Source organism: Pseudomonas sp. CFBP13509 (genome assembly GCF_005233485.1).
GTDB classification, from domain to species: Bacteria; Pseudomonadota; Gammaproteobacteria; order Pseudomonadales; family Pseudomonadaceae; genus Aquipseudomonas; species Aquipseudomonas marginalis.
Window position 1 is genome coordinate 1 of sequence record NZ_QGAA01000032.1, and the last position, 20,769, is coordinate 20,769.

The window sequence follows — 20,769 nt, forward strand, 5'->3', positions numbered from 1 at the left end:
TCTTATTGGGGCTGCTACGCAGCCCAGCGCGGGGCAAGCCCGCTCACCACCGGTACGGTGTTCGCTCTTAACTATCCCTGGGTGATAGCCAAGGGCTGGTGTTCAAGGAGGTGGAGCCGACGCCGTAAGCGCAAACGTTATGGCGAATGGACCCTTGTAGTGAGCGGGCTTGCCCCGCGCTGGGCTGCGCAGCAGCCCCAAAACACAGCCCCGGAACTGTCTGGCACACTGCGGCGTTCTTATTGGGGCTGCTACGCAGCCCAGCGCGGGGCAAGCCCGCTCACCACCGGTACGGTGTTCGCTCTTAACTGAACGGCGCGCTCACCACCGGGGAATCTATTGCATCCCGCGTTAATAGACCTGCGGCACGATGATTTCCACCGGCGTCGGATTGCGCGAGTAGTCCTCCTGCCTGACCCGTTGCGGCAGCTCGATCACCGGCAGTTCCACTTCTTCATAAGGCATTTGCCCAAGCAGGTGGTGGATGCAGTTGAGGCGGGCTTTCTTTTTGTCGTCGGCCTGCACCACCCACCATGGCGCTTCGGCGATGTGGGTGCGCTCGAGCATGACTTCCTTGGCCTTGGTGTACGCCTCCCAGCGCCGGCGCGACTCCAGGTCCATGGGGCTGAGTTTCCACTGCTTGAGTGGGTCGTGAATGCGGCTGAGAAAGCGCAGGTGCTGTTCCTGGTCGGAAATGGAGAACCAGTATTTGATCAACTGGATGCCGGAGCGCGCGAGCATGCGTTCGAACTCCGGTACAGTGCGGAAGAATTCCTCGTACTGGTCTTCGTTGCAAAAGCCCATGACTTGTTCGACGCCGGCGCGGTTGTACCAGCTGCGGTCGAACAGCACGATTTCACCGGCGGCCGGCAGGTGCGAGACATAACGCTGGAAGTACCACTGCGTCTGTTCGCGGTCGTTGGGCGCGGGCAGTGCGGCGACGCGGCAGACTCGCGGGTTGAGGCGCTGGGTAATGCGCTTGATCACACCGCCTTTGCCGGCGGCATCACGCCCTTCGAACAGGATCACCACCTTGGCGCCGGTCTTGACCACCCAGCTTTGCAGTTTCACCAGTTCGCCTTGCAGGCGGAACAGTTCGCTGAAGTAAATCCTGCGCGCGGCCTTTTCGGGGCTTTCCTCGACGTGCTCGTCGAACAGCGCGTTGAGGTCGTGCCCGTCTTCGGATAATTCCAGTTCCAGCTCTTCGTCACTGTGATCCAGCAGCTCTCGGTGGATGCGCTGGATCAAGGCGTCGTCTACTGCAGACATGGGAGGCACTCGCGTCGTGGGGGGATGGCAAAGTCTTAGTCGCATTTTGTTACCAACCAATTACATCGAAATACGTGGCTGTGTCGGAAAGACGGGACGAAATAGCGGTTTGCCACCCAATTTTCATAAAAGCGTAACAAAGCTGCTGCAAAGTTCCGGGAGCCCGTAATCACAAGGATTTCCCTGAATGAAACGTCTGATGAAGTCAGCTGCACTCGCCGTTGCGGTTTCTCTAAGTGCCACCTCGGTATTTGCTGCCGAGAACGTCCGTCTGACAGGTTCTGGCGCCAGTTTCCCAGCGCCGATCTACCTCACCTGGTTCAAGGATTTCAGCAAGAAGACCGAAGGCGTCACGGTTGACTACCAGTCCAAAGGCAGTGGCGCGGGTGTACAGGACTTCCTGAACAAAACCGTGGACTTCGCCGCCAGTGACTCGGCCATGAAGGACGAAGACATCGCCAAGGTCGCCGAAGGCGTGCAGTTGCTGCCGATGACCGCAGGCGAAATCGTCCTGGCGTTCAACCTGCCGGGCAATCCTAAAGAACTTAAGTTGCCACGCGATGTGTACTCCAACATCTTCCTGGGCAAGATCACCAAGTGGAACGATCCGCAGATCGTCGCCGCCAACCCTGGCCTGAAACTGCCGGACATGCCGATCACCGTGGTCGTGCGTGCAGACTCCAGCGGCACCACAGCCGTATTCACCAAGCACTTGGCGGCCATCAACCCGCAGTTCCAGAAGGACTTGGGTGAAGGCAACACCGTCAACTGGCCAGCCAGCGACAAATTCATCAAGTCGCCGAAGAACGATGGTGTGACCGCCACCGTACGCCAGACCCCAGGCGCGATTGGCTACATCGAATACGGCTTCGCCAAGCTGGCCAAGGTTGACTTTGCCCAGCTGCAGAACAAGGCCGGCAAGTACGTGGTACCTAACGCCGAAAGCGGTGCCGAAGCCCTGGCTGCGGTGAAAATGCCGGAAAGCCTGGTGGCCTGGCTGCCGGACCCGGACGGCGCCAAGTCCTACCCGATCACGTCCTACACCTGGATGATCTTCCGCAAGGACAACGGCAACCCGGCCAAGGCCAAGGCCATGCGTGAAATGGTCGAGTACAGCCTGACCGAAGGGCAGAAAATCGCCGATTCGATGGGCTATATCCCGCTGCCGAAGTCGGTGGTCGATCAGGTTCGTAAAGCGTCCGCCAACATCCAGTAACGCTTGTGAGGCCTCTCTCGGCGGGCGCTGTCAGCCCGGCCGGGAGGGTTACCCCCCTGTTCCGGAATTAGCCAATGAACACACCGTTTGTCGTACCGGGTAACCCGGATTCTGCCTGCCAGCCACCTTCTGCGAAGGATTTCCTGGTTGATCGCACCTTCCGTGCGCTTGCACGAATAGGCGTGGTTCTGGTGCTGGCGTTGGTGTTTGCCCTGGTGTTCGAAGTCGGGCGCAAGGCCCTTCCAGGCATGGAAAAGCACGGCTTTGACGTGCTGCTGGGCAGCGTCTGGGATGTCAACCAAGGCAAGTACGGCATTCTGCCGGCCATCTGGGGCACGCTCTACAGTGCCTTTATCGCGTTGCTGATCGCAGGTGTTTTCGGCGTCAGCATGGCGATTTTCCTCACCCAGGATTTTTTGCCGGCGAAGCTGGCGGCGGTGTTTCGTACCATCGTCGAACTGCTCGCGGCCATCCCCAGCGTCGTTTACGGCCTGTGGGGCATTTACGTGGTCATCCCGGCGATCCGGCCGTTGACCGCATGGTTGAACACTGAACTTGGCTGGATTCCCTTTTTCGGCACGTCCCTGAGCGGGCCGGGGTTGCTCCCGGCGGCGCTGGTGCTTGCAATCATGATTCTGCCGACCATCGCCGCCGTGTCGCAGGATGCGCTCACCGCCGTGCCGATGAAAACCAAGCAAGCCGCCTACGGCATGGGGACCACCCACTGGGAAGCGATTCTCAAGGTGATGGTGCCGTCCGCCGCCACCGGCATCTTCGGTTCCCTGGTCTTGGGCCTGGGCCGCGCACTCGGTGAAACCATGGCCCTGGCCATGCTGGTGGGCAACGCCAACAACATCTCGCTGTCGCTGTTCGCCCCGGCCAACACCCTGGCAGCCTTGCTGGCGCTGAACTTCCCCGAAGCCGGGCCGAACGAGATCGAAGTACTGATGTACGCCGCACTGGTGCTGATGTTGATCACGCTGATCGTGAACATCTTCGGCTCCATGATCATGATGTACGCCCAACGGGGTAATAAGTGATGACTGACCTCACTGCTGCAACCGACCTGACGTCCCCCGCAGGCGCAATGCCCAGCCTCCAGCGCCGGTTCGAAGGCCGTGCCCTGCGCAGCCTGGTGTTGACCACCCTGGTCTGGGCGGGCGCGCTGCTGGCCAGCGTGCCGCTGATTTCCGTGCTCTACATGCTCATCACCCGCGGCGGTGCGCGCCTGAGCCTTGAAGTGTTTACCGAGCTGCCACCCACCGGTTTCGAGACCGGCGGCGGTTTCGGCAACGCGATGGCCGGTACCTTCGTGATGGTCGGCATTGCCGCTGCCATCGCCGTGCCGGTCGGCATCATGGCGGCAATCTTCCTCGCCGAACTGGGCCCGGACAGCAAGCTGGCGAACGCCGCACGTTTTGCCGCGAAGATGCTCACCGGCCTGCCGTCGATTCTGGCCGGTGTGTTTGCCTACGCCCTGGTGGTGATGACCACCGGCACCTACTCGGCCCCGGCCGGTGGTGTGGCACTGGCGGTACTGATGCTGCCGATCGTGGTGCTGACGGCTGAAGAGTCGATGCGCATGGTGCCCAAGATCATGAAGGACGCCGCCTACGGCATGGGCTGCACCCGCTCCCAGGTGATCTGGAAAATCGTCCTGCCCACCGGCCTGCCGGCAATCCTCACCGGCGTGATGCTCGCCGTGGCCCGCGCCGCCGGCGAAACCGCGCCGCTGTTGTTTACCGCGCTGTTCAGCAACTACTGGATCTACCACGACGGCAGCCTGGCGGTGATGAACCCGACGGCCTCCCTGGCCGTGCTGATCTACAACTTCTCCGGCATGCCCTTCGACAACCAGCTTGAACTCGCATGGGCGGCGTCGCTGGTACTGGTAATGATCGTGCTGGTCGTGAATATCGTGAGCCGTATCTTCGGCAAGCCAAAGTATTGAAAACGGGAGCATCTGAATCTTGAACGTATCAACTGCGCAAATAGCCGCTCCGTTTGTCACCCAGGCGCCTGTGGTCATGGACTGCAAACTGGACAAGATCTTCTACGGCAACTTCATGGCCGTGCGTGACAGCCATGTGCCGATCGAAAAGAACAAGATCACCGGCTTCATCGGCCCTTCCGGTTGCGGTAAAAGTACCGTGCTGCGTAGCCTCAACCGCATGAACGACCTGGTCAAGGGCTTCCGTTTCGAGGGCCATGTGCACTTCCTTGGCCAGGACGTCTACGGCAAGGGCGTGGACCCGGTGGTCGTGCGCCGCTACATCGGCATGGTGTTCCAGCAGCCGAACCCGTTCTCGATGAGCATCTTCGACAACGTCGCCTTTGGCCTGCGCCTGAACCGCTACAAAGGCGACCTGGGCGACCGCGTCAAGCACGCCCTGCAAGGCGCCGCGCTGTGGGATGAGGTCAAGGACAAGCTCAAGGTCAGCGGCCTGTCGCTGTCCGGTGGCCAGCAGCAACGCCTGTGCATCGCCCGCGCCATCGCCACCGAGCCGGAAGTGCTGTTGCTCGACGAGCCGTGCTCGGCGCTGGACCCGATCGCCACGCGCCGGGTCGAGGAGCTGATGGTCGAGTTGAAGAAGGACTACACCATCGCCCTGGTGACCCACAACATGCAGCAGGCCATCCGCGTGGCCGACACCACGGCGTTTTTCTCGGTGGATATTTCCCAGGGCACGCGCACCGGCTACCTGGTGGAGATGGGCCCGACGGCGCAGATCTTCGAGAACCCGCGTGAACAAATGACCGGGGACTACATCAGCGGCAAGTTCAGCTGATGCCCCTGCGGGAGCTGGGATGCTCCCGTATTTTCCACTGCTTATGGGAATGCCGATGCCTGCAACACGACGCCTTGATTTGCCCGCGATTGAACGCGCACTGCGTGAGGTGCAACAGCGCTTTGCCGAGCTCAGCCGGGACTTTACCGAGCCGCGCGACCCGTTGACCGACGAAGTGCTGCACAACGTGCTTGAAGGCTACGCGCTGATTGACGACTATGTGGCGCGGGGCGTCGACCTGTTCGACCTGCAGCAGCTGGACCTGATGCTGGAGATCAACGCCACCGTGCTCTGTGGCAGCGACCCGGCACGGCGCCTGGAATACGCCCACCACCTGGCGGCGACCGAAGAACACTTCTTCAACAATGTCGAAGGTGGCATCAAGGACTTGTACAACTGGTACTGCGCGTATCGCAGTGAATCAGTCTGGAAGCGCGCCGCCGGGGTGTATGTACGCATCCTCAGCAAGCCGCAGCTGTTCATTGAAGGCAACAACCGCAGCGGTTCGCTGATCGTCAGCTATTTGCTGATGCGTGCAGGCCTGCCGCCGTTCGTGCTGACGCTGGAGAACGCCGAGGGCTACTTCAACCCTTCGTCGGTGATCCGCAACTCAGCCAAACATGGAGTCAAGGCGTTGTACGAATTGCCCAAGATCAAGAAAAAATACGCTGCCTTCCTGGAAGAACAGGCGCCGGATCCGCACAAGTTTTTTCTCAAGGACCCGCGCCAGCCCGTTTTTCAAGGAGGCCATTGATGAGCGGTTCTCCGGTATTCGCCAGGGCAGGGCGGGCCCTCCAGCGCATCCTGCCGATGCAGCAGCGCCCGCGTATCCGTATTTCCTTCGATATCGACGACACCCTGGCCTGCCAGCTGCACCACTGCGACGTTGAGCCGAGCCGGCTGCCGGCCTGCGTGCACCGTTGGCTGGGTGAGCCCTTGCGGATCGGCACGCGCTCCCTGACCCGCGAGCTACGCCGCCAGGGCTGCAGCATCTGGGTCTACACCTCGTCCGGTCGCACGCCGTCGTATATCCGCCGCTGGCTGATGCTCTACGGCATCCGCGTCGACGGCGTGGTCAACAGCGTGCTGCACAACCATGCCCTGACGGCGCGCGGGCTGTCGAACGCACCCTCGAAATTCCCCCCGGCCTTCGACATCGACCTGCATGTGGATGACTCCGAAGGCGTGCGCAGTGAAGGCCATGACCACGGTTTTCGCGTGGTAGTGGTGGACCCTCAGGACGAAAACTGGGCGCAGCGGGTGTTGGAGGCCGTAGCGCAGGTCCAGGCGCAGTTGGCCTGGCAGCAGCCGCTCCGGTACAAAAAGACAACACGGCAGCGCGCGGAGGTTTTTTCTTCCTGAGGCGCTGTGAAAACCCAGAAAAGCCACTCGAACGAGTGGTTTTTTTGTCTTGCCGCAGCGCCCCGAGCGGCCTCAGTCGGAGCGCGCAGCCTCCATGCCGCGCCGGATCCGCATCAGGTCCTGATACGCCTCGGTGCGCTTTGCATCGGCTATCTGTTTCGCTTCGGTAAAGCGCAGCCAGTCACCGGCATCGGCCAGGCTGCTGCCTATGATGGCGTAGGCCTGTGTTTCCAGGCGGTCGGCCTCGTAGAACAGCTCGGTGTTCCTGGCCAGCTCTGCTTCCCAGCCGGTGTGTTTCGACGCTTCACGCCTATTCGCTGCCATGGCCTTCACCCCAAGGTCGTCATGTGCGAGCGAAGAGAGCAGGGGCCTGGTCGAGGCCGCCGGGTTCGTTGCTCGCGTAGGAGCGACACGAGCCGTTCTCGTGTCTGATAAGTCCTTCAATGTTGATGGATAAACGTGGGGGTTCGTTCAAATTAGTTCGGGGGGCGGGCGCACCCTCGGCTCGATCTATGTGATACCGGCAGCAGGCCTGGTGCTGATACTGGGCGTCTACCGGTTTATCTCCGAAGGCGGCGCGCTGATCAATGTGATCGGCAACGGCGTGGCCACCCTGTTCATTGCCCGCTGGGATGGGGCGCTGGACCGTTAGCCACTCAAGCGGGAGTTGGGGTAGGTCGCAGAAAGCCTTGGTCAATCGGCCAGTTTGGCTGTGCCCAGCACGCGATTCAACTCGCCAGCGACAGCGATGAGTTGTTGTTCCAGTGCTTCAACCTCAGAAAGGCTAATGCCACTGTTGATAACTTGCAGGGTTTTAGCCCGCTTCTTTGGGGCGGGCGCCAGATTGTGTGCGTGTTGCGAAATCAACGCCTGACGCAACAGATTGTTGATCACGGTTTGATAGCCCGTACCGGCGCTTTCTGCGCGTTCACGGGCAGCATCGATAACCGCATCGTCAAGCATGATGGTGATGCGGGTCTTGCCCTTGTTGCTGGCGACAGCACCGCGTTTGCTGTGGGTGAAATCGTATTCGTCTTTCAAGGTCCAAGCCTCCAGGTACCGACACGGTTCATTTCTTGAGGCGAGTTTGGCGCTGATAATGGCTGATCCGCCATATAGATTGATTCTGTTTTAATTGTCAGAAGAGGCGAACTTGAATGTGCGAATAGTCTGGACAGGTCAACGTGCACGGGGTCAGTTCAAGACTGCGTTTGTTCACATTGCCCCTTTATTCCCCGGCATGCTCATTTCACTGACCACGCCGGGGAAAAGATCAGGACAGCGACTTTTAACGCATATGCAAAATAATCGGACTGCTGCTCGCCGGGTCGGTATGCCCGCGCAGCTTGCCGACTGCCTTGGCGTCGACCGCCTCTGCGTGGTTACCCCAGGTGCTGCGCACGTAGGTCAGCACCTGGGCGATTTCCGCATCGGACAGTTGCTCACGAAACGCCGGCATGCGGTAGGCGTCCGGTACGCCGGCGGCGACTACCCGCTGTGAGCCGTTGAGGGTGATGTTGATCGCCGAGGCACTTTCCTTGGCCAATGCCGAGGTGGCGCCGGCCAGGGGCGGCATCCATTCGGGCTGGCCCTTGCCGTCCGGGCCATGGCAGGAGGCGCAGCGGGTCGCGTAGGTGTGGGCACCGGGGACGTCCTGGCGTGTATCGGCGGCTACGTACTGCCAGGGCGTGCCGTCACGCTGTGGGTCGCCGGGCAGTGACTTGAGGTAACGCGCGATGGCGGCCAGGTCGTCGTCGGCCATGAACTGCGTGGAGTTGTTGAAGGCTTCGGTCATCGAGCCATAGACCACCGCATGGGCGTTGCGCCCGGTCTTGAGGAACTGCACGATCTGCGCCTCGCTCCAGCGCCCCAGGCCGGTGTTCGGGTCCTGGCGCAGGCTCGGTGCGTACCAGCCGTCGAGCAGGGCGCCGGCGAGGAACGGCTTGCCGGATTCGTCCAGGGCTTTTTCGTTGAAGGCCAGGCCGCGCGGTGTGTGGCAGCTGCCGCAGTGGCCAGGGCCTTGGACGATGTAGGCGCCACGGTTCCATAGCGCATCCTGGTTGGGTTTGGCCGCGTAAGTGGCGGTCGGCGCGAAGAGGCCGTTCCACAAGGCGATGGGCCAGCGCAGATTGAGCGGCCAGGGAATATCGCTGGGGATGTTGGGCTCGTTGGCCGGTTGTACGCCTTGCATGAAGAACGCATACATCGCGCGGATATCGTCGTCGCTGAGCTTGGCGTAAGACGGGTAGGGCATCGCGGGGTAGAGCCGGCGGCCGCCCGGTGCTACGCCGTGGCGCACTGCACGGTCGAAGTCGGCGAGGCTGTAGGTGCCGACGCCGTGGGTGCGGTCCGGGGTGATGTTGGTGGCGTGAATGGCGCCCAGCGGCGTGGCCATTTCCAGGCCCCCGGCGAAGGGCGCCTTGCCCGGCAGGCTGTGGCAGGCGACGCAGTCACTGAGGCGGGCGACATACTCGCCGCGACTGACCTGTGCGGGGTCGACGCTGGCGGCTTGTTCCTGCGCGAACGGGGTGGCGGGCTGGCGGGTGACATACCAGGCCAGCAGGGCTGCCGCGAGCAGGCAGGGCAGCGCCAGCCAGCCTGCGGTTCTTACGAATCGACGGTTGTTCATGGGCGTTCCCTGTGAGTCAGCTGAAGGTGTATCGGCTTAGTGGCAGGCTGCGAATTCGCTGCCCCGTCAATTGCGCGACCGCATTGGCCACGGCCGGTGCCACGGCGGGCAGCGGCGGTTCGCCGATGCCGCCCATCTTCTCGCCACTCTCGACAATCTTCACGTGCACCTGCGCCATCCGTGAGGGCGGCAGGATCGGGTAAAGGTCGTAATTGCGCGCCCGTGGCTTGCCGTCCACGTACACCGCTTCTTCCAGCAAGGTTTGCGAGAGCCCCAGGGCCACCGCGCCATTGACCTGAGCTTGCACAATCGCCGGGTTGACGATGCTGCCGGGGTCGATGGCTTCCCAGATGTGGTGGACCTTGACCTGGCCGTTTTCAATCGACACTTCGGCGATCACTGCCGCGTGGGAGCCGAACGGCGAGGCCATGGCCACGCCACGGGCGCGCCGGGTACCGTCTTCGGCAGTGTAGGGGCCCCGTTTCCAGCCACCGGACAACTCGCCCACGGCCTTGAGCAGGGTGGTCAGCCGTGGGTTGTCGCGCAGCAGGTGCAGGCGCAGCTCATAGGGATCGCGGCCGCCTTTGTCCGCCAGCTCATCAAGGAACGCTTCGTAGAAGAAGTCATTCAGCGAATTGCCCACCGAACGCCAGTAGCCGAGCATGGCCGGGCCCTTGACGTAGATCTGCGCGATGCGTTTGTTGGGGATGGCGTAGCTCTTGCCCGACAGGCCTTCAAGGGCGGTGGGGTCGAGTTTTTCGCCCTGCTTGCCGGCGATGGCCTCGGTGGGGCCTTCGGTGGCGCTCACCGCTTCGATCGCCACCGGCAGGCCGTCGGCGTCCAGCGCGGCGCGGAACTTGACCACCGCCACCGGGCGCAACACGTCGCGCAGGAACTCTTCCTCGCGGCTCCAGATCAGCTTGACCGGACGGCCCACCGCCTTGGCCAATGCAATCGCCTGGGGGTAGGGGCTGGCCGAGTCATACAGGAAGTGCCGGCCGAAAAAACCGCCCAGCAGCGGCGAGTGCAGGGTCACCTGCGCGGGGTCGAGCCCGGCGCGCTTGGCGATGTCGGCGCGGAACAGATCGGGCGCCTGGTTGGGCAGCCAGATCTCCAGCGAACCGTCGGGGTTGAAGCGCGCCAGGGCTGACGGTGGCTCCAGTTGCCCATGGTTGAGGTACTGGTTGTGATAGGTGGCTTCGACCTGGGTCTTGGCGTTTTTCAACGCGCCGGCCACATCGCCTTCGTTCTCGTCGTCACGGGCCGGGCCTTGCTGGGCCGCGAGGAAATCGCGAAAGCCGTCGCTGGAAAAATCCGCGGGCATGCCCCGCACTTTTGAGTCGGCCGTCGGTTCCTGCCAGTCGACCTGGATCGCCTCCACCGCACGCTTGGCGTGCCACCAGCGTTCGGCCACCACGGCCACCGCACCGGGCAGCACATGCACCGAGTGCACGCCTTTCATGGTTTCGACCTGGGATTGGTTACGCAGGCTGCCCACGGTCATGCCCAGGCGCGGCGCGTGCTGCACGGCGGCGTGGAGCATGCCGTCGACCTTGATGTCGATGCTGTACTGCGCCTTGCCGGTGGATTTGTCATAGGCATCCAGGCGCTTGACCGGCTTGCCGATCCAGCGGAACTGGCTCGGGTCGCGCAGGGTGATGCTGGCCGGGTCGGGCACCGGCATGTCCAGGGCGCGGCCGGCCAACTCGCCGTAGCCCAGGGAGCGCCCGGAGGCGGCGTGCACCACGCGGCCAGGCTGGGTGGTCAGTTGGGCCACCGGCACACCAAGCTGCTCGGCGCCGGCCTGCAACAGCATGGCGCGGGCGAGGGCGCCCAGGCGGCGCATGACCGGGTAGCTCATGCGCACCGACATGCTGCCGCCGGTGATGCGCATGCCGTTGTCCATCACCACATAGGCCTCACCGGGTGGCGCGGCTTCGACGATAAAGGTGGCAGGGTCGGCATCCAGCTCTTCGCCGACGATCTGCGCCATGGCGGTGTGGGTGCCTTGGCCACCTTCCATAAAGGGGCTGAGCAGGCGCACCGTACCGTCCGGGCGAATCTCCAGGAACGCCGGCACCTGGGTGCCGCGTTCTGCGGCGGCAGCGGCCTGCACTCGGGCCGAGCCCAGCGGCAGGCCAAAACCGATGACCAGCGCACCCACGGCCGTGCTGGCCAGGAAGCGGCGACGCGACAGGTTGATCGGCTCGCCCAATGTGATGCCAGGGATGACGGATGGCGTGTTCATCAGGCGCTCTCCTTCCCGGCGGCCAGGTCATGCATGGCGGCATGGATGGCGTTGTAGGTGCCGCAGCGGCACAGGTTGACCATGGCCGCGTCGATCTGCGCATTGGTGGGGGCGGGGGTGTGCTTGAGCAGCGCGGTGGCTGCCACCACCTGCCCGGACTGGCAGTAACCGCATTGCGCCACCTGATGCTCGATCCAGGCACTGACCACCCGCTTGCCGACTGCATCGGCTTCGATAGCCTCGATGGTGGTGATCTCACGCCCGACCACCCCGGCCACCGGCGTGACGCACGAACGCACGACATTGCCGTCCACCAGCACCGAGCAGGCGCCGCATTGGGCCAGGCCGCAGCCGTACTTGGTGCCAGTCAGCCCCAGGTCATCGCGGATCACCCACAGCAGCGGCGTGTCGGCGTCGGCGTCGACCTGATAGGTTTTTTGGTTGATGCGTAATTCCATGGCTGGCTCACCTGCTGATCATCGGTCGGGATGGCGTGTTTCTTATAAGAAAGGCGATGGGCGCCCATTGTCGAACTCTAGATCAGGGCACAAGGGCCATCTACGAAAAAACCGAACATTCGGAGGATCAGGCAAGTATTCGAGAGGATTGAGTCAGTCAAGCAAGGTGCTCGATCAACACAGGGGCCGGCAGTCGATTGGTTTGTGAGGGTTTATTGATCTGGGTCAGTACAACCCCCTATTGGCTCCAGATGGCCGTCCGAGAGCGGTAGCGCTGTTTTCATGGGTGATATTATGGCGCCACTATCTTGGCGTGACAGGCGCCAGTCTGATCCATGGACATGAGGCTTTAGGGAAATGCTTAAGAACGCTCCGCTGCGTCTGAAACTGTTGTTGATTCTGCTGCTGCCCATGCTCGGGTTCCTGACCCTGGCCGGCGTGTTTGTGGTGGACAACTACAAAACGCTGCGTGACATGAACACCACGGTGATGGCCAGCGCCACCGCCCAGAAGTTGAGCCAGTTGATTACCACCTTGCAGCGTGAGCGTGGTGCCAGTGGCGTGTTCCTCGGCAGTGGCGGCAAGTCCATGGGCGAGCGAATGGTGCAGATGCGCAGGGACTCCAGCGCGGCCGTCGAGGTGGTGCGCGGTTTGTCCACCTCCGGCGGTGCGAACCTGGACAACGTCCTGCGGGCCCTGGACCAGTTGCCGGCGATGCGCGGGCAGGTCGATAAACTGAGCATCAACAGCACCGAATCCGGCGCGCGGTATACCGAGATCATTCAAGTGCTGACCGGTTACACCCATTCCCTGGAAGCGAGCGTCAACAACGCGACCATCGTCTACGCCCTGGGGGCCCTGAATCAATTTATCGAAATGAAAGAGCGGGCCGGACGCGAGCGCGTGGTGCTGGGCCTGGTCTTCAGCCAGGGGCATTTCGATGAGGCCCTGTTGTCGCGCTTCAGCCGCAACCTGGGCGAGTTCGGCGCCTATTACGATGCGTTCCGACGCAAAGCGCCCGCGGCCTCGCTTGCGCAGTTCGATACGCAAATGCAGCAACCGGCCGCCGTCGAAGTCGCCAAGTTGCAGCGCCTGGCGTTTGAGGTGCCGATGGGGCAGGCGCTGGGGATCAAACCCGAAGCCTGGTTTGAAACCTCTACCCAACGCATTGACCTGATGAGCCAAGTGGAGGAAGCCCTGGGCCAAAGTGTCAGCAGCCTGGCGATGCACGAGCGGGATGACGCCCGCCGCGCCCTATGGTTGACCGTTGGCGCAGTGATCGTGTCCCTGTTGGCGGTGGCGGTGTTGTCCTGGCTGATCATCCGCATGATCGATTCGGCGGTGCGCGACCTCAACCGCGTGCTCAATGACCTGGCACAGCGCGATCTCACCGCGCGGGCGACTTATGACAGCAAGGACGAATTCGGTCAGATCACGCGCAACCTCAACCGCATGGCGCAAGAGATCAGTGGCGTGGTGCAGGAAATCGGCAACGCCACCGCACAGGTTGCAACGGCGGCGGAGGAGTCTTCAACCGTGACGATGCAGACCAGCCAAAGCGTCGAGCAGCAGCGCCAAAGCACTGAACTGGTGGCCACGGCGATCAACGAAATGAGCGCCACCGTGCGCGAGGTGGCGCACAGCACCAACGATGCGGCGCAACTGTCGCAACGGGTCAATACCAGCACCACCCAAGGACGTACCGAGATCGAAGGCACCATCACCCTGATCCGCCAGCTCTCCGGGCAGGCCGAGGACACCGCGCTGATCATTGGCGAACTCAAGCAGGAAAGCGATGGGATTTCCTCCGTGCTCGACGTCATTCGCGGCATTGCCGAGCAAACCAACCTGCTGGCCCTGAACGCGGCCATCGAAGCGGCGCGGGCAGGGGATCATGGGCGTGGATTTGCCGTGGTGGCGTCCGAGGTGCGGGTACTTGCGCAGAAGACCCAGGAGTCCACGGGGAACATTCAGCAGATGATCAGCAACCTGCAAAGTGGTTCGGATCGGGCGAGCTCGTCCATGCAGGAGACTCTGGGCAAGGCCCAGGACGGTGCGCGCAAGGTCGAACGTGCAGGTGAATTGTTGTTGGAGATCGCCGAAGGCGTGGCCAGTATCAGTGATCGCAACCTGCAGATTGCTTCGGCGGCCGAAGAGCAGAGTGCGGTTTCAGAAGACATCAACCGTAACGTCAACGAGATCAACGACCTGGTCATCCAGGTCAGTGCCGGCGCCGAGCAAACCGCAATCACCAGCCAGGAATTGGCGCGTTTGGCCGAGCACCAGCAGCGGCTGGTCAATCGGTTCAAGGTGGCGTGAGGCGGTGGTGAGGGGGGCTTTGATCGTTCCCACGCAGGTGGGAACGATCAAATGCTCAATCCGTCACACAACCCTGGGGTTTTTTCCCGGCGAAACTGTCCAGCAGACTCGCCACCACCATGTCCCCCATGCGCGTGCGGGTTTGCAGCGTCGCGCTGGCGCGGTGGGGTTGCAGCACCACTTGCTCATTGGCGAAGAGCGCCTCGGGAACATTCGGCTCGTCGACAAACACGTCCAGGGCCGCCCCCGCGATCTCACCGGCGGCCAGCGCGGCCACCAAGTCCGCCTCGTTGACCAGCTTGCCGCGTGCCACGTTGATCAAGTAGCCGTCCTTGCCCAATGCCTGCAACACCTGGGCGTTGATAATGGCTTCAGCCTGGTCGGCGGCAGCGGCCAGGATCAGCGCGTCGCTTTGGCTGGCCAACTGTTTCAGGTCGGCGATGAAGGTATGGCTCACATCGCTCATCGGCTGCAGGTCGGTGTAGCAGATCGGGCAACCGAAGGCCGCCGCTCGAGTGGCGACTGCCCGCCCGACCCGACCCATGCCGACGATGCCGATGCGCATGCCGGACACCTGGCGCGCCAACGGCAAGGGCGCCAGCGGTGTCGGACTCTGCGGCCACTGGCCCGAGCGCACATAGCGATCACTGGTGCACAGCCCACGGCACACGGCGATCAGCAAGCCGATGGCCAGGTCGGCGACGTCCTCGGTCAGCGCGCCGATCGTTGCGGTCACGCGGATCCCGCGATCCCGGGCATACGCCAGGTCCACCGCATCGGTGCCCACGCCGTTGACCGCCACCACTTCCAATCTCGGCAGTTGCGCCATCAGCGCCTGGCTGATGCCGGTATGCCCGCCGGTGATCACCCCGCGAATGTTCGCACCGTGTTCCTGTAAATAAGCCGGCTTGTCGGCCTGCTGGAAGTAACGTCTGACGGTAAACAGCTCATCGAGCCGCGCGTTGATTTCAGGGATCAGGATCGGGCTGAGCTGCAAGACTTCTGGTTTCATTGGGAACCTCGTGTCACGGAATAAAAAGGCCGGTTTAACCGCGACCGGCAAACGGCATGGCGCTGGCCATGACGGTCATGTTCAGGACGTTCGCTTCCAGGGGCAGCGCGGCGATGTAGCGCACGGCATCGGCCACGTGCTTGACGTCGACCATCGGCTCCACGGCGATGGTGCCGTTGGCCTGGCGTACGCCTTTGGTCATGCGCACCGACATGTCGGTCAAGGCGTTGCCGATGTCGATCTGGCTGCAGGCAATGTTGAATTCGCGCCCGTCCAGGGCCAGGGATTTGGTCAGCCCCAACACCGCATGTTTGCTGGCGGTATAGGCGCTGCTGAAAGGCCGTGGGGTATGCGCCGAAATCGAGCCGTTATTGATGATGCGTCCACCCTGCGGCTGTTGACGGCGCATCTGCCCGAAGGCACCACGGGCGCAGAGGAAAACCCCGTTGAGGTTGGTATCGATCACGTTGCGCCACTGCTCGAACGTCAGTTCATCCAACGGCACGGCAGGGGCGTTGACCCCGGCGTTGTTGAACACCACATCGAGACGTCCGTACACCTCGGCAATCGTTGCAAACAGCGCGTTGACACTGGCCGGGTCGCGCACATCAGTGGGGACGGCCAAGGCTTCGTGGCCTTCGCTGGTCGCCAACTCGGCCAAGGCCTGCAACGGCTCCGGCCGGCGCCCGGCCAGTACCAGGGTGAAACCGTCCGCCATCAAGCCCAGGGCCACGGCGCGGCCGATTCCGCTGCCGGCGCCGGTAACCAGGGCCACCTTCAAAAGATTCGACATGGTGTTATCTCCTTTTTCCATTTACGGGTAGGTGTGCCGGGTTCAAGCGCGCTGGCCGACGCGCATTTCGAGTTGGCCGATGCCGTCGATCCCGGCGTTGATGAGATCGCCCGGTTGCAGCACATCCACGCCCGCCGGGCTGCCGGTCATGATCAGGTCACCGGCCCGCAGCGATACCGACTGGGAGATCCGGCTGATGATCTCGCTGACCGACCAGATCTGGCTGTCGAGGCTGTCACGCTGGCGCTCCTGGCCATTGACGTTGAGCCACAACTCGCCGCTCGGGTGCCCGGCGTGAGTCACCGGCACAATGGCGGTCATGGGCGCGGCGCCGTCGAACACCTTGGCGCCTTCCCAGGGCAAGCCCTGGCTTTTGGCTGCGCGCTGCACATCGCGGCGGGTCAGGTCCAGGCCGGCGGCATAGCCCCACACATAAGCCAGCGCCTGGCTCTCAGGAATATGAGCGCCACCCTCACCGATGGCCACGACCAATTCGATTTCGTGGGCAAACTCTTCGGTCAACGGCGGGAACGTCACCTCGCCCGTCGCGTCCACCACGCTGCTCGCCGGTTTCATGAAGAACACCGGCGGCTGGCGGGACTGGCCTTGGGTATCCGGCCACGGGTAGTTGCGGCCGACGCAAAATACCCGGCCGACGGGGAAGCGCTGCAGGCTACCGGCAACCGGCAAGGTCACGGGCAGATCGGGGGTAAACACATACTCGGTCATGGTCATTTTTATCAGTGTCCTGTTGGAAGCAGCAGCCTACGGCGGCATTCATGGGTGAAGTTGGACGATTGCGGCCTGGTGTTGGAGAAAAACATGTTGTTGACTCAGCGCGCCTTGAGTTCGATGCGGTACAAGCGGCCGAGCAGCAACGAGTAAGACAAGGTGCCAATCAGCGCGACACCGCCGATAAACCAGAACGCGTAGGCAAACGAGCCTGTCGCGTGAACGATGCCGCCAATCACGATCGGGGTGACGATCCCGCCGATATTGGCGGCCAGGCTGGTGATCCCGCCGGTCAGGCCGATCAGCTCCTTCGGTGCCACTTCCGATACGGCGGCCCACGACGACGACGCGATGCCTTGGGCAAAGAAGGCAATGGTCAGTATCGCGATGCAGATCACGTTCGAGTCGGTGAAATTGACCAGCACAATCGACATGCCCAGCATCGAGCCGACCACCAGGGGCAACTTGCGCGCGAAGGACATTGAGTAGCCACGGCGTATCAGCAAGTCGGAGACGATGCCGGCCAATAGAATGCCGACGGTAGCGCCCACGAACGGCAGCACCGCGAAGATCCCGGCCTTGATCATGGTCAACTTGCGCTCTTCGATCAGGTATGTCGGGAACCAGGTCAGGAAGAAGTACAGCGCCGAGGTGCTGGCGAACTTGCCGATGCAAATGGCCCATATCTGCCGGTAGCCGAACAGCTCGGTGATCTGTCGCCAATTGAAGCGGGTGCGCTCCTGGCTGCTCTTGACCAGCCCACCGCCGCCTTCGATGTACTTCAATTCTTCCTGGCTGACGCGCTTGCAGTTCAACGGGTCGCGGTACAGGTACAGCCAGGCCACGCCGAACACGATGCCGAGCAACCCTGTGCTGTAGAACACATGGCGCCAGTCATAAGTGGTGGCCAGCCATAGCAGCACGCCGGTAAACAGAGCCGTGCCCAGGTACTGGCCGCACACATAGATGCTGCTGGCCATGCCGCGTTCGCGGGCCGGGAACCACACCGTCACTGCCCGGCTGTTGGCCGGAAACGCCGGTGCTTCCATGGCGCCGACGGCCAGGCGCAAGCCGAATAACGATGCAAACCCTGTGGCGAAACCCTGGCACACGGTCACGGTTGACCAACTGATCAGCGACACGCCGTAGGTGAGCCGGGAGCCGAAGCGGTCGGCCACAAAGCCTGCTGGTACCAGGGCGAGGGCATAAGTCCAGGCAAACGCGGAGAAAACCAGGCCCATTTCGATCTTGTCCAGGCCCAGGTCCTTGGCCATGAACGGTGCCGCAATCGAGATGTTCACGCGGTCGATGTAATTGATGATGGTTGCAATCAGCAGCAACGACAGCATGAACCAGCGACGCCGGGTCGGCAGCCGCTGGGGCAGGACGGCGTCCCGTACGCCGGCACTCACCGACGGCGCGGTGGACGGGGAGAGGTGCGAGTTCGACATGGGTAGACCTTTTTATTGTCAGGTGAATCGTGAAGTTCGCGCGCAGCCGAAGCCGATGCCCCCAGTACCGGGGCAGAGCAATCGCTGCATTAATGGGAGGCGCGAACAGCCGCTGTCAGGCGCTCAGAGATGCCTTCGCACGGGTCGGGCCGGGGGAGGGGGGATAGGGCAAAAAAGCAGGTTCATGGGGTGCGCACCTTTTGATTGTTTTTGGAAGGTTCGGGCTGCATGGGTGATTACAGTGGTCGTACAACATTCCAAAATCAACGCGTGCGTTAGATCGTTTTTTCTTTATGAAAAGGCCTTGAATGCAGGAGTCCAAGAAAAAACGGATTAATTTATTTGGCTAAAACCGCTGCGTTTTTTAAATAATCTATTGTTTTTTAATGATTAATTATTTTGTGGTGCGCCCGATTTTTTTGGACAGAGAAAATCGCCAACGCAGGTGAAAATAATCCGTCACACCTGGCTGTCATCCGATGACATATTGAAGCCGCGCCGGTCCGCCTGCACAATCACCCCGACCCTGTACCTGTCGAGGAGCCTCAGGCAATGTCATCACCCAGTCGAGTCCCCACTTACGTCATGCAGCAACGCAGCGAGTTGACCGACTTTTACATCCGCGACAAAAAAGGCCGTCGCGCGGAAACCAGCCCCCACCGCCATGAGTATTTCCAGATCCAGGTCAACCTGGGTGGCGACACCGTGCAGCACATCGGCAATGCCGAACGGCCGTTTCCGCGCAATGCGCTGGCGTTCATCCTGCCGCATCGGGTGCATGTGATTCCCCATCCGGCAGACAGCAACTTCATTGTGATCAATTTCTCCCAGACCTTCCTGCTGCCGCATTTGCAGTGCGACCCGATGGATCTGGAAGAGGTTTCGATCCTGCTGGCGCCCGAGTTGTCACCGTTCCGCTTCCAGGAGCATCTGGATTTCATCCTCGGCGATGAGGACTTCGGCATCGTCCGTGGCTTGATCGAACAGATGCGCGCCCTGGATGAAAACCGCCAGTTTGGCACTCGCGAGATGCTCAAGGGATTGTTGCTGCAATTGGTAGGGCGCGTGTGCGCGTTGTATGCCGAACCGCTCAAGCGCTTGGCCGAAGAGAATGCCGCCGAAGTCAGTCGGCGCGATGCACTGAGCAGAATGTCTGAGTACCTGCGCAAGAATATTGCAGACCCCGATCTGAACCTGATCAAGGTGGCGGCGGCGACTTACCTGTCACCGACCTACCTGACGCATTGGTTGCGCAAGGAAATCGGCAAGACCTTTACGGAGTTGGTGCTTGAACGCCGGATGCACGCGGCGCGCAATTATTTGCTCAATGGCACACGACCGGTGGGTGAGGTGGCCAGGTTGTGCGGTTTCGCCGACGAGGCGTATTTCTCCCGACGTTTTCGCCAGATACACGGCCAGCCACCCGGGCAATTCAGGCGCCAGCAGCTCAACCCTGACACGCCGCAATCACCCACCGGCACCTGAGTCGGCACGCGCCGTCAGTTCGCCCACCCGTCACGCACCGCACTGCGAATCCCCTCCAGCAACATCGCGAACGCCGGGTTGTCATTGTTCTCGCGCCAGATCAGGTGCAGTTCACTTTGCGCGCCTTCGCCCAGGTCGATATCGCGAAACACCACGTTCTTGAACACCACACTGCTGGCGCAACGCGGTACCAGCGCCAGCCCCATGCCGGCGTTGACCAGGGCCAGGATGGTCAGGGACGAGCCCAGCCACTGTACGTATTCCGGTGCGACACGGGCCGAGCGCAGCAGCCCGGTGAGCAGTTCGTTGAACGGCGGGTAGGCCGCATGGGCGTACATCAGGAACGGCTGGGCGTCGAGGTCGTGGACGCTGACGCTGTCGGCACTGGCCAGTCGATGGCTGCTCGGCACCGCCAGCACGAAGGGCTCGCGCACCAGGCATTCGGTGGCATAACCGGGTTCCAGCAGGGGCGCGCGGACGATGCCCAGGTCGATGCGCCGCGCGCGCAGGGCTTCGTATTGCTGGTAGGTGTTCATCTCCGAGAGGTCGATCCTGACCTGGGGCTGCTTGAGCCGTGCCTCGGCGATGACCCTGGGCAAAAACTCATACACCGCGCTGCCGACGAAGCTGATATTCACCGTGCCGATATCGCCCTCGGCAAAACGCCGTGCGGTCACGGCTGCCTGCTGGGCGCGCTCCAACAGGTTCTGCGCCTCGATGAAAAACGCCCGGCCGGCGGCGGTGAGGGCAACGCTGCGGGTGGTGCGGGTAAACAGCTCTACGCCGAGGTGATGCTCCAGTAATTGGATCTGTCGGCTGAGGGGCGGCTGGGTCATGTTCAGCCGTTCGGCGGCGCGGCGAAAATTCAGCTCGGTGGCCACGGTGGTGAAGCAGCGCAGTTGCGTCAGTTCGAACATTGATCTAATCCAGGTATCAATCGAATGCCAAGTTAGATTAGACGGGAACAATCCCCGGCGTCCATCATCGGTGCGTCCCTAAAAAAACA

The 20,769-nt window shown here is 62.1% G+C and carries 19 protein-coding genes and 1 pseudogene; 9 read left to right on the top strand and 11 right to left on the bottom strand.

All coding sequences use genetic code 11. The features are described from left to right. Window positions 1–351: 351 nt before the first annotated feature. A complete protein-coding gene (ppk2, locus tag PspCFBP13509_RS30205) occupies window positions 352–1,269 on the bottom strand; it encodes a polyphosphate kinase 2 (protein ID WP_065928085.1) in 918 nt (305 codons plus the stop codon). A gap of 187 nt (window positions 1,270–1,456) precedes the next feature. On the opposite strand from ppk2, the gene pstS reads away from it, so the two are divergent. The 6 genes from pstS to PspCFBP13509_RS30235 all read left to right on the top strand — a co-directional run bounded on the left by pstS (window position 1,457) and on the right by PspCFBP13509_RS30235 (window position 6,636). Beyond that, entirely contained in the window at window positions 1,457–2,485 is a 1,029-nt protein-coding gene (gene pstS, locus PspCFBP13509_RS30210; RefSeq protein ID WP_027603516.1) for a phosphate ABC transporter substrate-binding protein PstS, read from the top strand. Window positions 2,486–2,559: 74 nt separating this feature from the next. Next, entirely contained in the window at window positions 2,560–3,525 is a 966-nt protein-coding gene (gene pstC, locus PspCFBP13509_RS30215; protein WP_027603517.1) for a phosphate ABC transporter permease subunit PstC, read from the top strand. After that, a complete protein-coding gene (pstA, locus tag PspCFBP13509_RS30220; protein WP_027603518.1) occupies window positions 3,525–4,436 on the top strand; it encodes a phosphate ABC transporter permease PstA in 912 nt (303 codons plus the stop codon). The genes pstC and pstA overlap by 1 nt, the downstream gene beginning before the upstream one ends. A 76-nt stretch (window positions 4,437–4,512) precedes the next feature. After that, window positions 4,513–5,274 (top strand): phosphate ABC transporter ATP-binding protein PstB, encoded by a 762-nt coding sequence (gene pstB / locus PspCFBP13509_RS30225; protein WP_010210300.1) that lies wholly within the window; start codon window positions 4,513–4,515, stop codon window positions 5,272–5,274. A gap of 55 nt (window positions 5,275–5,329) precedes the next feature. After that, window positions 5,330–6,028 carry a hypothetical protein gene (locus PspCFBP13509_RS30230; protein ID WP_065947980.1) on the top strand — a complete coding sequence of 233 codons (699 nt, stop codon included), beginning with the start codon at window positions 5,330–5,332 and terminating at the stop codon, window positions 6,026–6,028. 56 nt (window positions 6,029–6,084) lie between these two features. Further along, window positions 6,085–6,636, top strand: coding sequence for a hypothetical protein (locus PspCFBP13509_RS30235; RefSeq protein WP_027603521.1), 552 nt, complete (start codon window positions 6,085–6,087; stop codon window positions 6,634–6,636). A 72-nt stretch (window positions 6,637–6,708) separates the two neighbouring features. Here the strand turns inward: PspCFBP13509_RS30235 and PspCFBP13509_RS30240 are convergent, their stop codons facing one another. Next, window positions 6,709–6,960 carry a hypothetical protein gene (locus tag PspCFBP13509_RS30240; RefSeq protein ID WP_065948007.1) on the bottom strand — a complete coding sequence of 84 codons (252 nt, stop codon included), beginning with the start codon at window positions 6,958–6,960 and terminating at the stop codon, window positions 6,709–6,711. A 172-nt stretch (window positions 6,961–7,132) separates the two neighbouring features. Here PspCFBP13509_RS30240 and PspCFBP13509_RS31905 point away from each other — a divergent pair. Then, window positions 7,133–7,288, top strand: a pseudogene (locus PspCFBP13509_RS31905) (C4-dicarboxylate transporter DctA); the annotation flags it as partial. 41 nt (window positions 7,289–7,329) lie between these two features. Here the strand turns inward: PspCFBP13509_RS31905 and PspCFBP13509_RS30250 are convergent. The 4 genes from PspCFBP13509_RS30250 to PspCFBP13509_RS30265 form a co-directional block, all read right to left on the bottom strand. Further along, window positions 7,330–7,677 (bottom strand): BrnA antitoxin family protein, encoded by a 348-nt coding sequence (locus PspCFBP13509_RS30250; RefSeq protein ID WP_065947979.1) that lies wholly within the window; start codon window positions 7,675–7,677, stop codon window positions 7,330–7,332. Between the two features lie 247 nt (window positions 7,678–7,924). Then, complete coding sequence (locus tag PspCFBP13509_RS30255) at window positions 7,925–9,265, bottom strand: c-type cytochrome (RefSeq protein WP_137213110.1); 1,341 nt, start codon at window positions 9,263–9,265, stop codon at window positions 7,925–7,927. A gap of 16 nt (window positions 9,266–9,281) precedes the next feature. Further along, the gene (locus tag PspCFBP13509_RS30260) at window positions 9,282–11,513 is read right to left on the bottom strand and encodes a xanthine dehydrogenase family protein molybdopterin-binding subunit (RefSeq protein ID WP_137213111.1); all 2,232 of its coding nucleotides are present in this window, start codon (window positions 11,511–11,513) and stop codon (window positions 9,282–9,284) included. Continuing rightward, window positions 11,513–11,971 carry a (2Fe-2S)-binding protein gene (locus PspCFBP13509_RS30265; protein WP_137213112.1) on the bottom strand — a complete coding sequence of 153 codons (459 nt, stop codon included), beginning with the start codon at window positions 11,969–11,971 and terminating at the stop codon, window positions 11,513–11,515. The genes PspCFBP13509_RS30260 and PspCFBP13509_RS30265 overlap by 1 nt, the downstream gene beginning before the upstream one ends. A 489-nt stretch (window positions 11,972–12,460) precedes the next feature. Here PspCFBP13509_RS30265 and PspCFBP13509_RS30270 point away from each other — a divergent pair, with 489 nt between their 5' ends. Next, window positions 12,461–14,290, top strand: a complete 1,830-nt coding sequence (locus PspCFBP13509_RS30270; RefSeq protein WP_446730752.1) for a methyl-accepting chemotaxis protein — start codon at window positions 12,461–12,463, stop codon at window positions 14,288–14,290. Between the two features lie 55 nt (window positions 14,291–14,345). Here PspCFBP13509_RS30270 and PspCFBP13509_RS30275 read toward each other — a convergent pair whose 3' ends face one another. The 4 genes from PspCFBP13509_RS30275 to PspCFBP13509_RS30290 all read right to left on the bottom strand — a co-directional run bounded on the left by PspCFBP13509_RS30275 (window position 14,346) and on the right by PspCFBP13509_RS30290 (window position 18,278). Further along, the gene (locus PspCFBP13509_RS30275) at window positions 14,346–15,302 is read right to left on the bottom strand and encodes a 2-hydroxyacid dehydrogenase (protein WP_065947975.1); all 957 of its coding nucleotides are present in this window, start codon (window positions 15,300–15,302) and stop codon (window positions 14,346–14,348) included. 34 nt (window positions 15,303–15,336) lie between these two features. After that, window positions 15,337–16,095, bottom strand: a complete 759-nt coding sequence (locus tag PspCFBP13509_RS30280) for an SDR family oxidoreductase (RefSeq protein WP_137213114.1) — start codon at window positions 16,093–16,095, stop codon at window positions 15,337–15,339. A 42-nt stretch (window positions 16,096–16,137) separates the two neighbouring features. Next, window positions 16,138–16,830: a fumarylacetoacetate hydrolase family protein gene (locus PspCFBP13509_RS30285; RefSeq protein ID WP_137213115.1), complete on the bottom strand. Its 693-nt coding sequence runs from the start codon at window positions 16,828–16,830 to the stop codon at window positions 16,138–16,140. Window positions 16,831–16,928: 98 nt separating this feature from the next. Beyond that, on the bottom strand, window positions 16,929–18,278 hold the full coding sequence (locus PspCFBP13509_RS30290) for an MFS transporter (protein WP_065947972.1): 1,350 nt from the start codon (window positions 18,276–18,278) through the stop codon (window positions 16,929–16,931). A 552-nt stretch (window positions 18,279–18,830) separates the two neighbouring features. Between PspCFBP13509_RS30290 and PspCFBP13509_RS30295 the strand changes: the two genes are divergently transcribed. Then, a complete protein-coding gene (locus PspCFBP13509_RS30295) occupies window positions 18,831–19,763 on the top strand; it encodes a helix-turn-helix transcriptional regulator (protein WP_074846008.1) in 933 nt (310 codons plus the stop codon). Window positions 19,764–19,777: 14 nt separating this feature from the next. Here the strand turns inward: PspCFBP13509_RS30295 and PspCFBP13509_RS30300 are convergent, their stop codons facing one another. After that, window positions 19,778–20,680: a LysR family transcriptional regulator gene (locus PspCFBP13509_RS30300; protein WP_065947970.1), complete on the bottom strand. Its 903-nt coding sequence runs from the start codon at window positions 20,678–20,680 to the stop codon at window positions 19,778–19,780. Window positions 20,681–20,769 lie beyond the last annotated feature (89 nt).

What these genes read in the sequence shown, in the direction of transcription:
- PspCFBP13509_RS30300 (WP_065947970.1), bottom strand. Translation starts at nt 20,680, where the DNA reads ATGTTCGAACTGACGCAACTGCGCTGCTTCACCACCGTGGCCACCGAG.
- PspCFBP13509_RS30265 (WP_137213112.1), bottom strand. Translation starts at nt 11,971, where the DNA reads ATGGAATTACGCATCAACCAAAAAACCTATCAGGTCGACGCCGACGCC.
- PspCFBP13509_RS30285 (WP_137213115.1), bottom strand. Translation starts at nt 16,830, where the DNA reads ATGACCATGACCGAGTATGTGTTTACCCCCGATCTGCCCGTGACCTTG.
- PspCFBP13509_RS30295 (WP_074846008.1), top strand. Translation starts at nt 18,831, where the DNA reads ATGTCATCACCCAGTCGAGTCCCCACTTACGTCATGCAGCAACGCAGC.
- PspCFBP13509_RS30260 (WP_137213111.1), bottom strand. Translation starts at nt 11,513, where the DNA reads ATGAACACGCCATCCGTCATCCCTGGCATCACATTGGGCGAGCCGATC.
- PspCFBP13509_RS30240 (WP_065948007.1), bottom strand. Translation starts at nt 6,960, where the DNA reads ATGGCAGCGAATAGGCGTGAAGCGTCGAAACACACCGGCTGGGAAGCA.
- pstA (WP_027603518.1), top strand. Translation starts at nt 3,525, where the DNA reads ATGACTGACCTCACTGCTGCAACCGACCTGACGTCCCCCGCAGGCGCA.
- PspCFBP13509_RS30270 (WP_446730752.1), top strand. Translation starts at nt 12,461, where the DNA reads ATGGCCAGCGCCACCGCCCAGAAGTTGAGCCAGTTGATTACCACCTTG.
- pstC (WP_027603517.1), top strand. Translation starts at nt 2,560, where the DNA reads ATGAACACACCGTTTGTCGTACCGGGTAACCCGGATTCTGCCTGCCAG.
- ppk2 (WP_065928085.1), bottom strand. Translation starts at nt 1,269, where the DNA reads ATGTCTGCAGTAGACGACGCCTTGATCCAGCGCATCCACCGAGAGCTG.
- pstB (WP_010210300.1), top strand. Translation starts at nt 4,513, where the DNA reads ATGGACTGCAAACTGGACAAGATCTTCTACGGCAACTTCATGGCCGTG.
- pstS (WP_027603516.1), top strand. Translation starts at nt 1,457, where the DNA reads ATGAAACGTCTGATGAAGTCAGCTGCACTCGCCGTTGCGGTTTCTCTA.
- PspCFBP13509_RS30230 (WP_065947980.1), top strand. Translation starts at nt 5,330, where the DNA reads ATGCCTGCAACACGACGCCTTGATTTGCCCGCGATTGAACGCGCACTG.
- PspCFBP13509_RS30255 (WP_137213110.1), bottom strand. Translation starts at nt 9,265, where the DNA reads ATGAACAACCGTCGATTCGTAAGAACCGCAGGCTGGCTGGCGCTGCCC.
- PspCFBP13509_RS30290 (WP_065947972.1), bottom strand. Translation starts at nt 18,278, where the DNA reads ATGTCGAACTCGCACCTCTCCCCGTCCACCGCGCCGTCGGTGAGTGCC.
- PspCFBP13509_RS30275 (WP_065947975.1), bottom strand. Translation starts at nt 15,302, where the DNA reads ATGAAACCAGAAGTCTTGCAGCTCAGCCCGATCCTGATCCCTGAAATC.
- PspCFBP13509_RS30235 (WP_027603521.1), top strand. Translation starts at nt 6,085, where the DNA reads ATGCAGCAGCGCCCGCGTATCCGTATTTCCTTCGATATCGACGACACC.
- PspCFBP13509_RS30280 (WP_137213114.1), bottom strand. Translation starts at nt 16,095, where the DNA reads ATGTCGAATCTTTTGAAGGTGGCCCTGGTTACCGGCGCCGGCAGCGGA.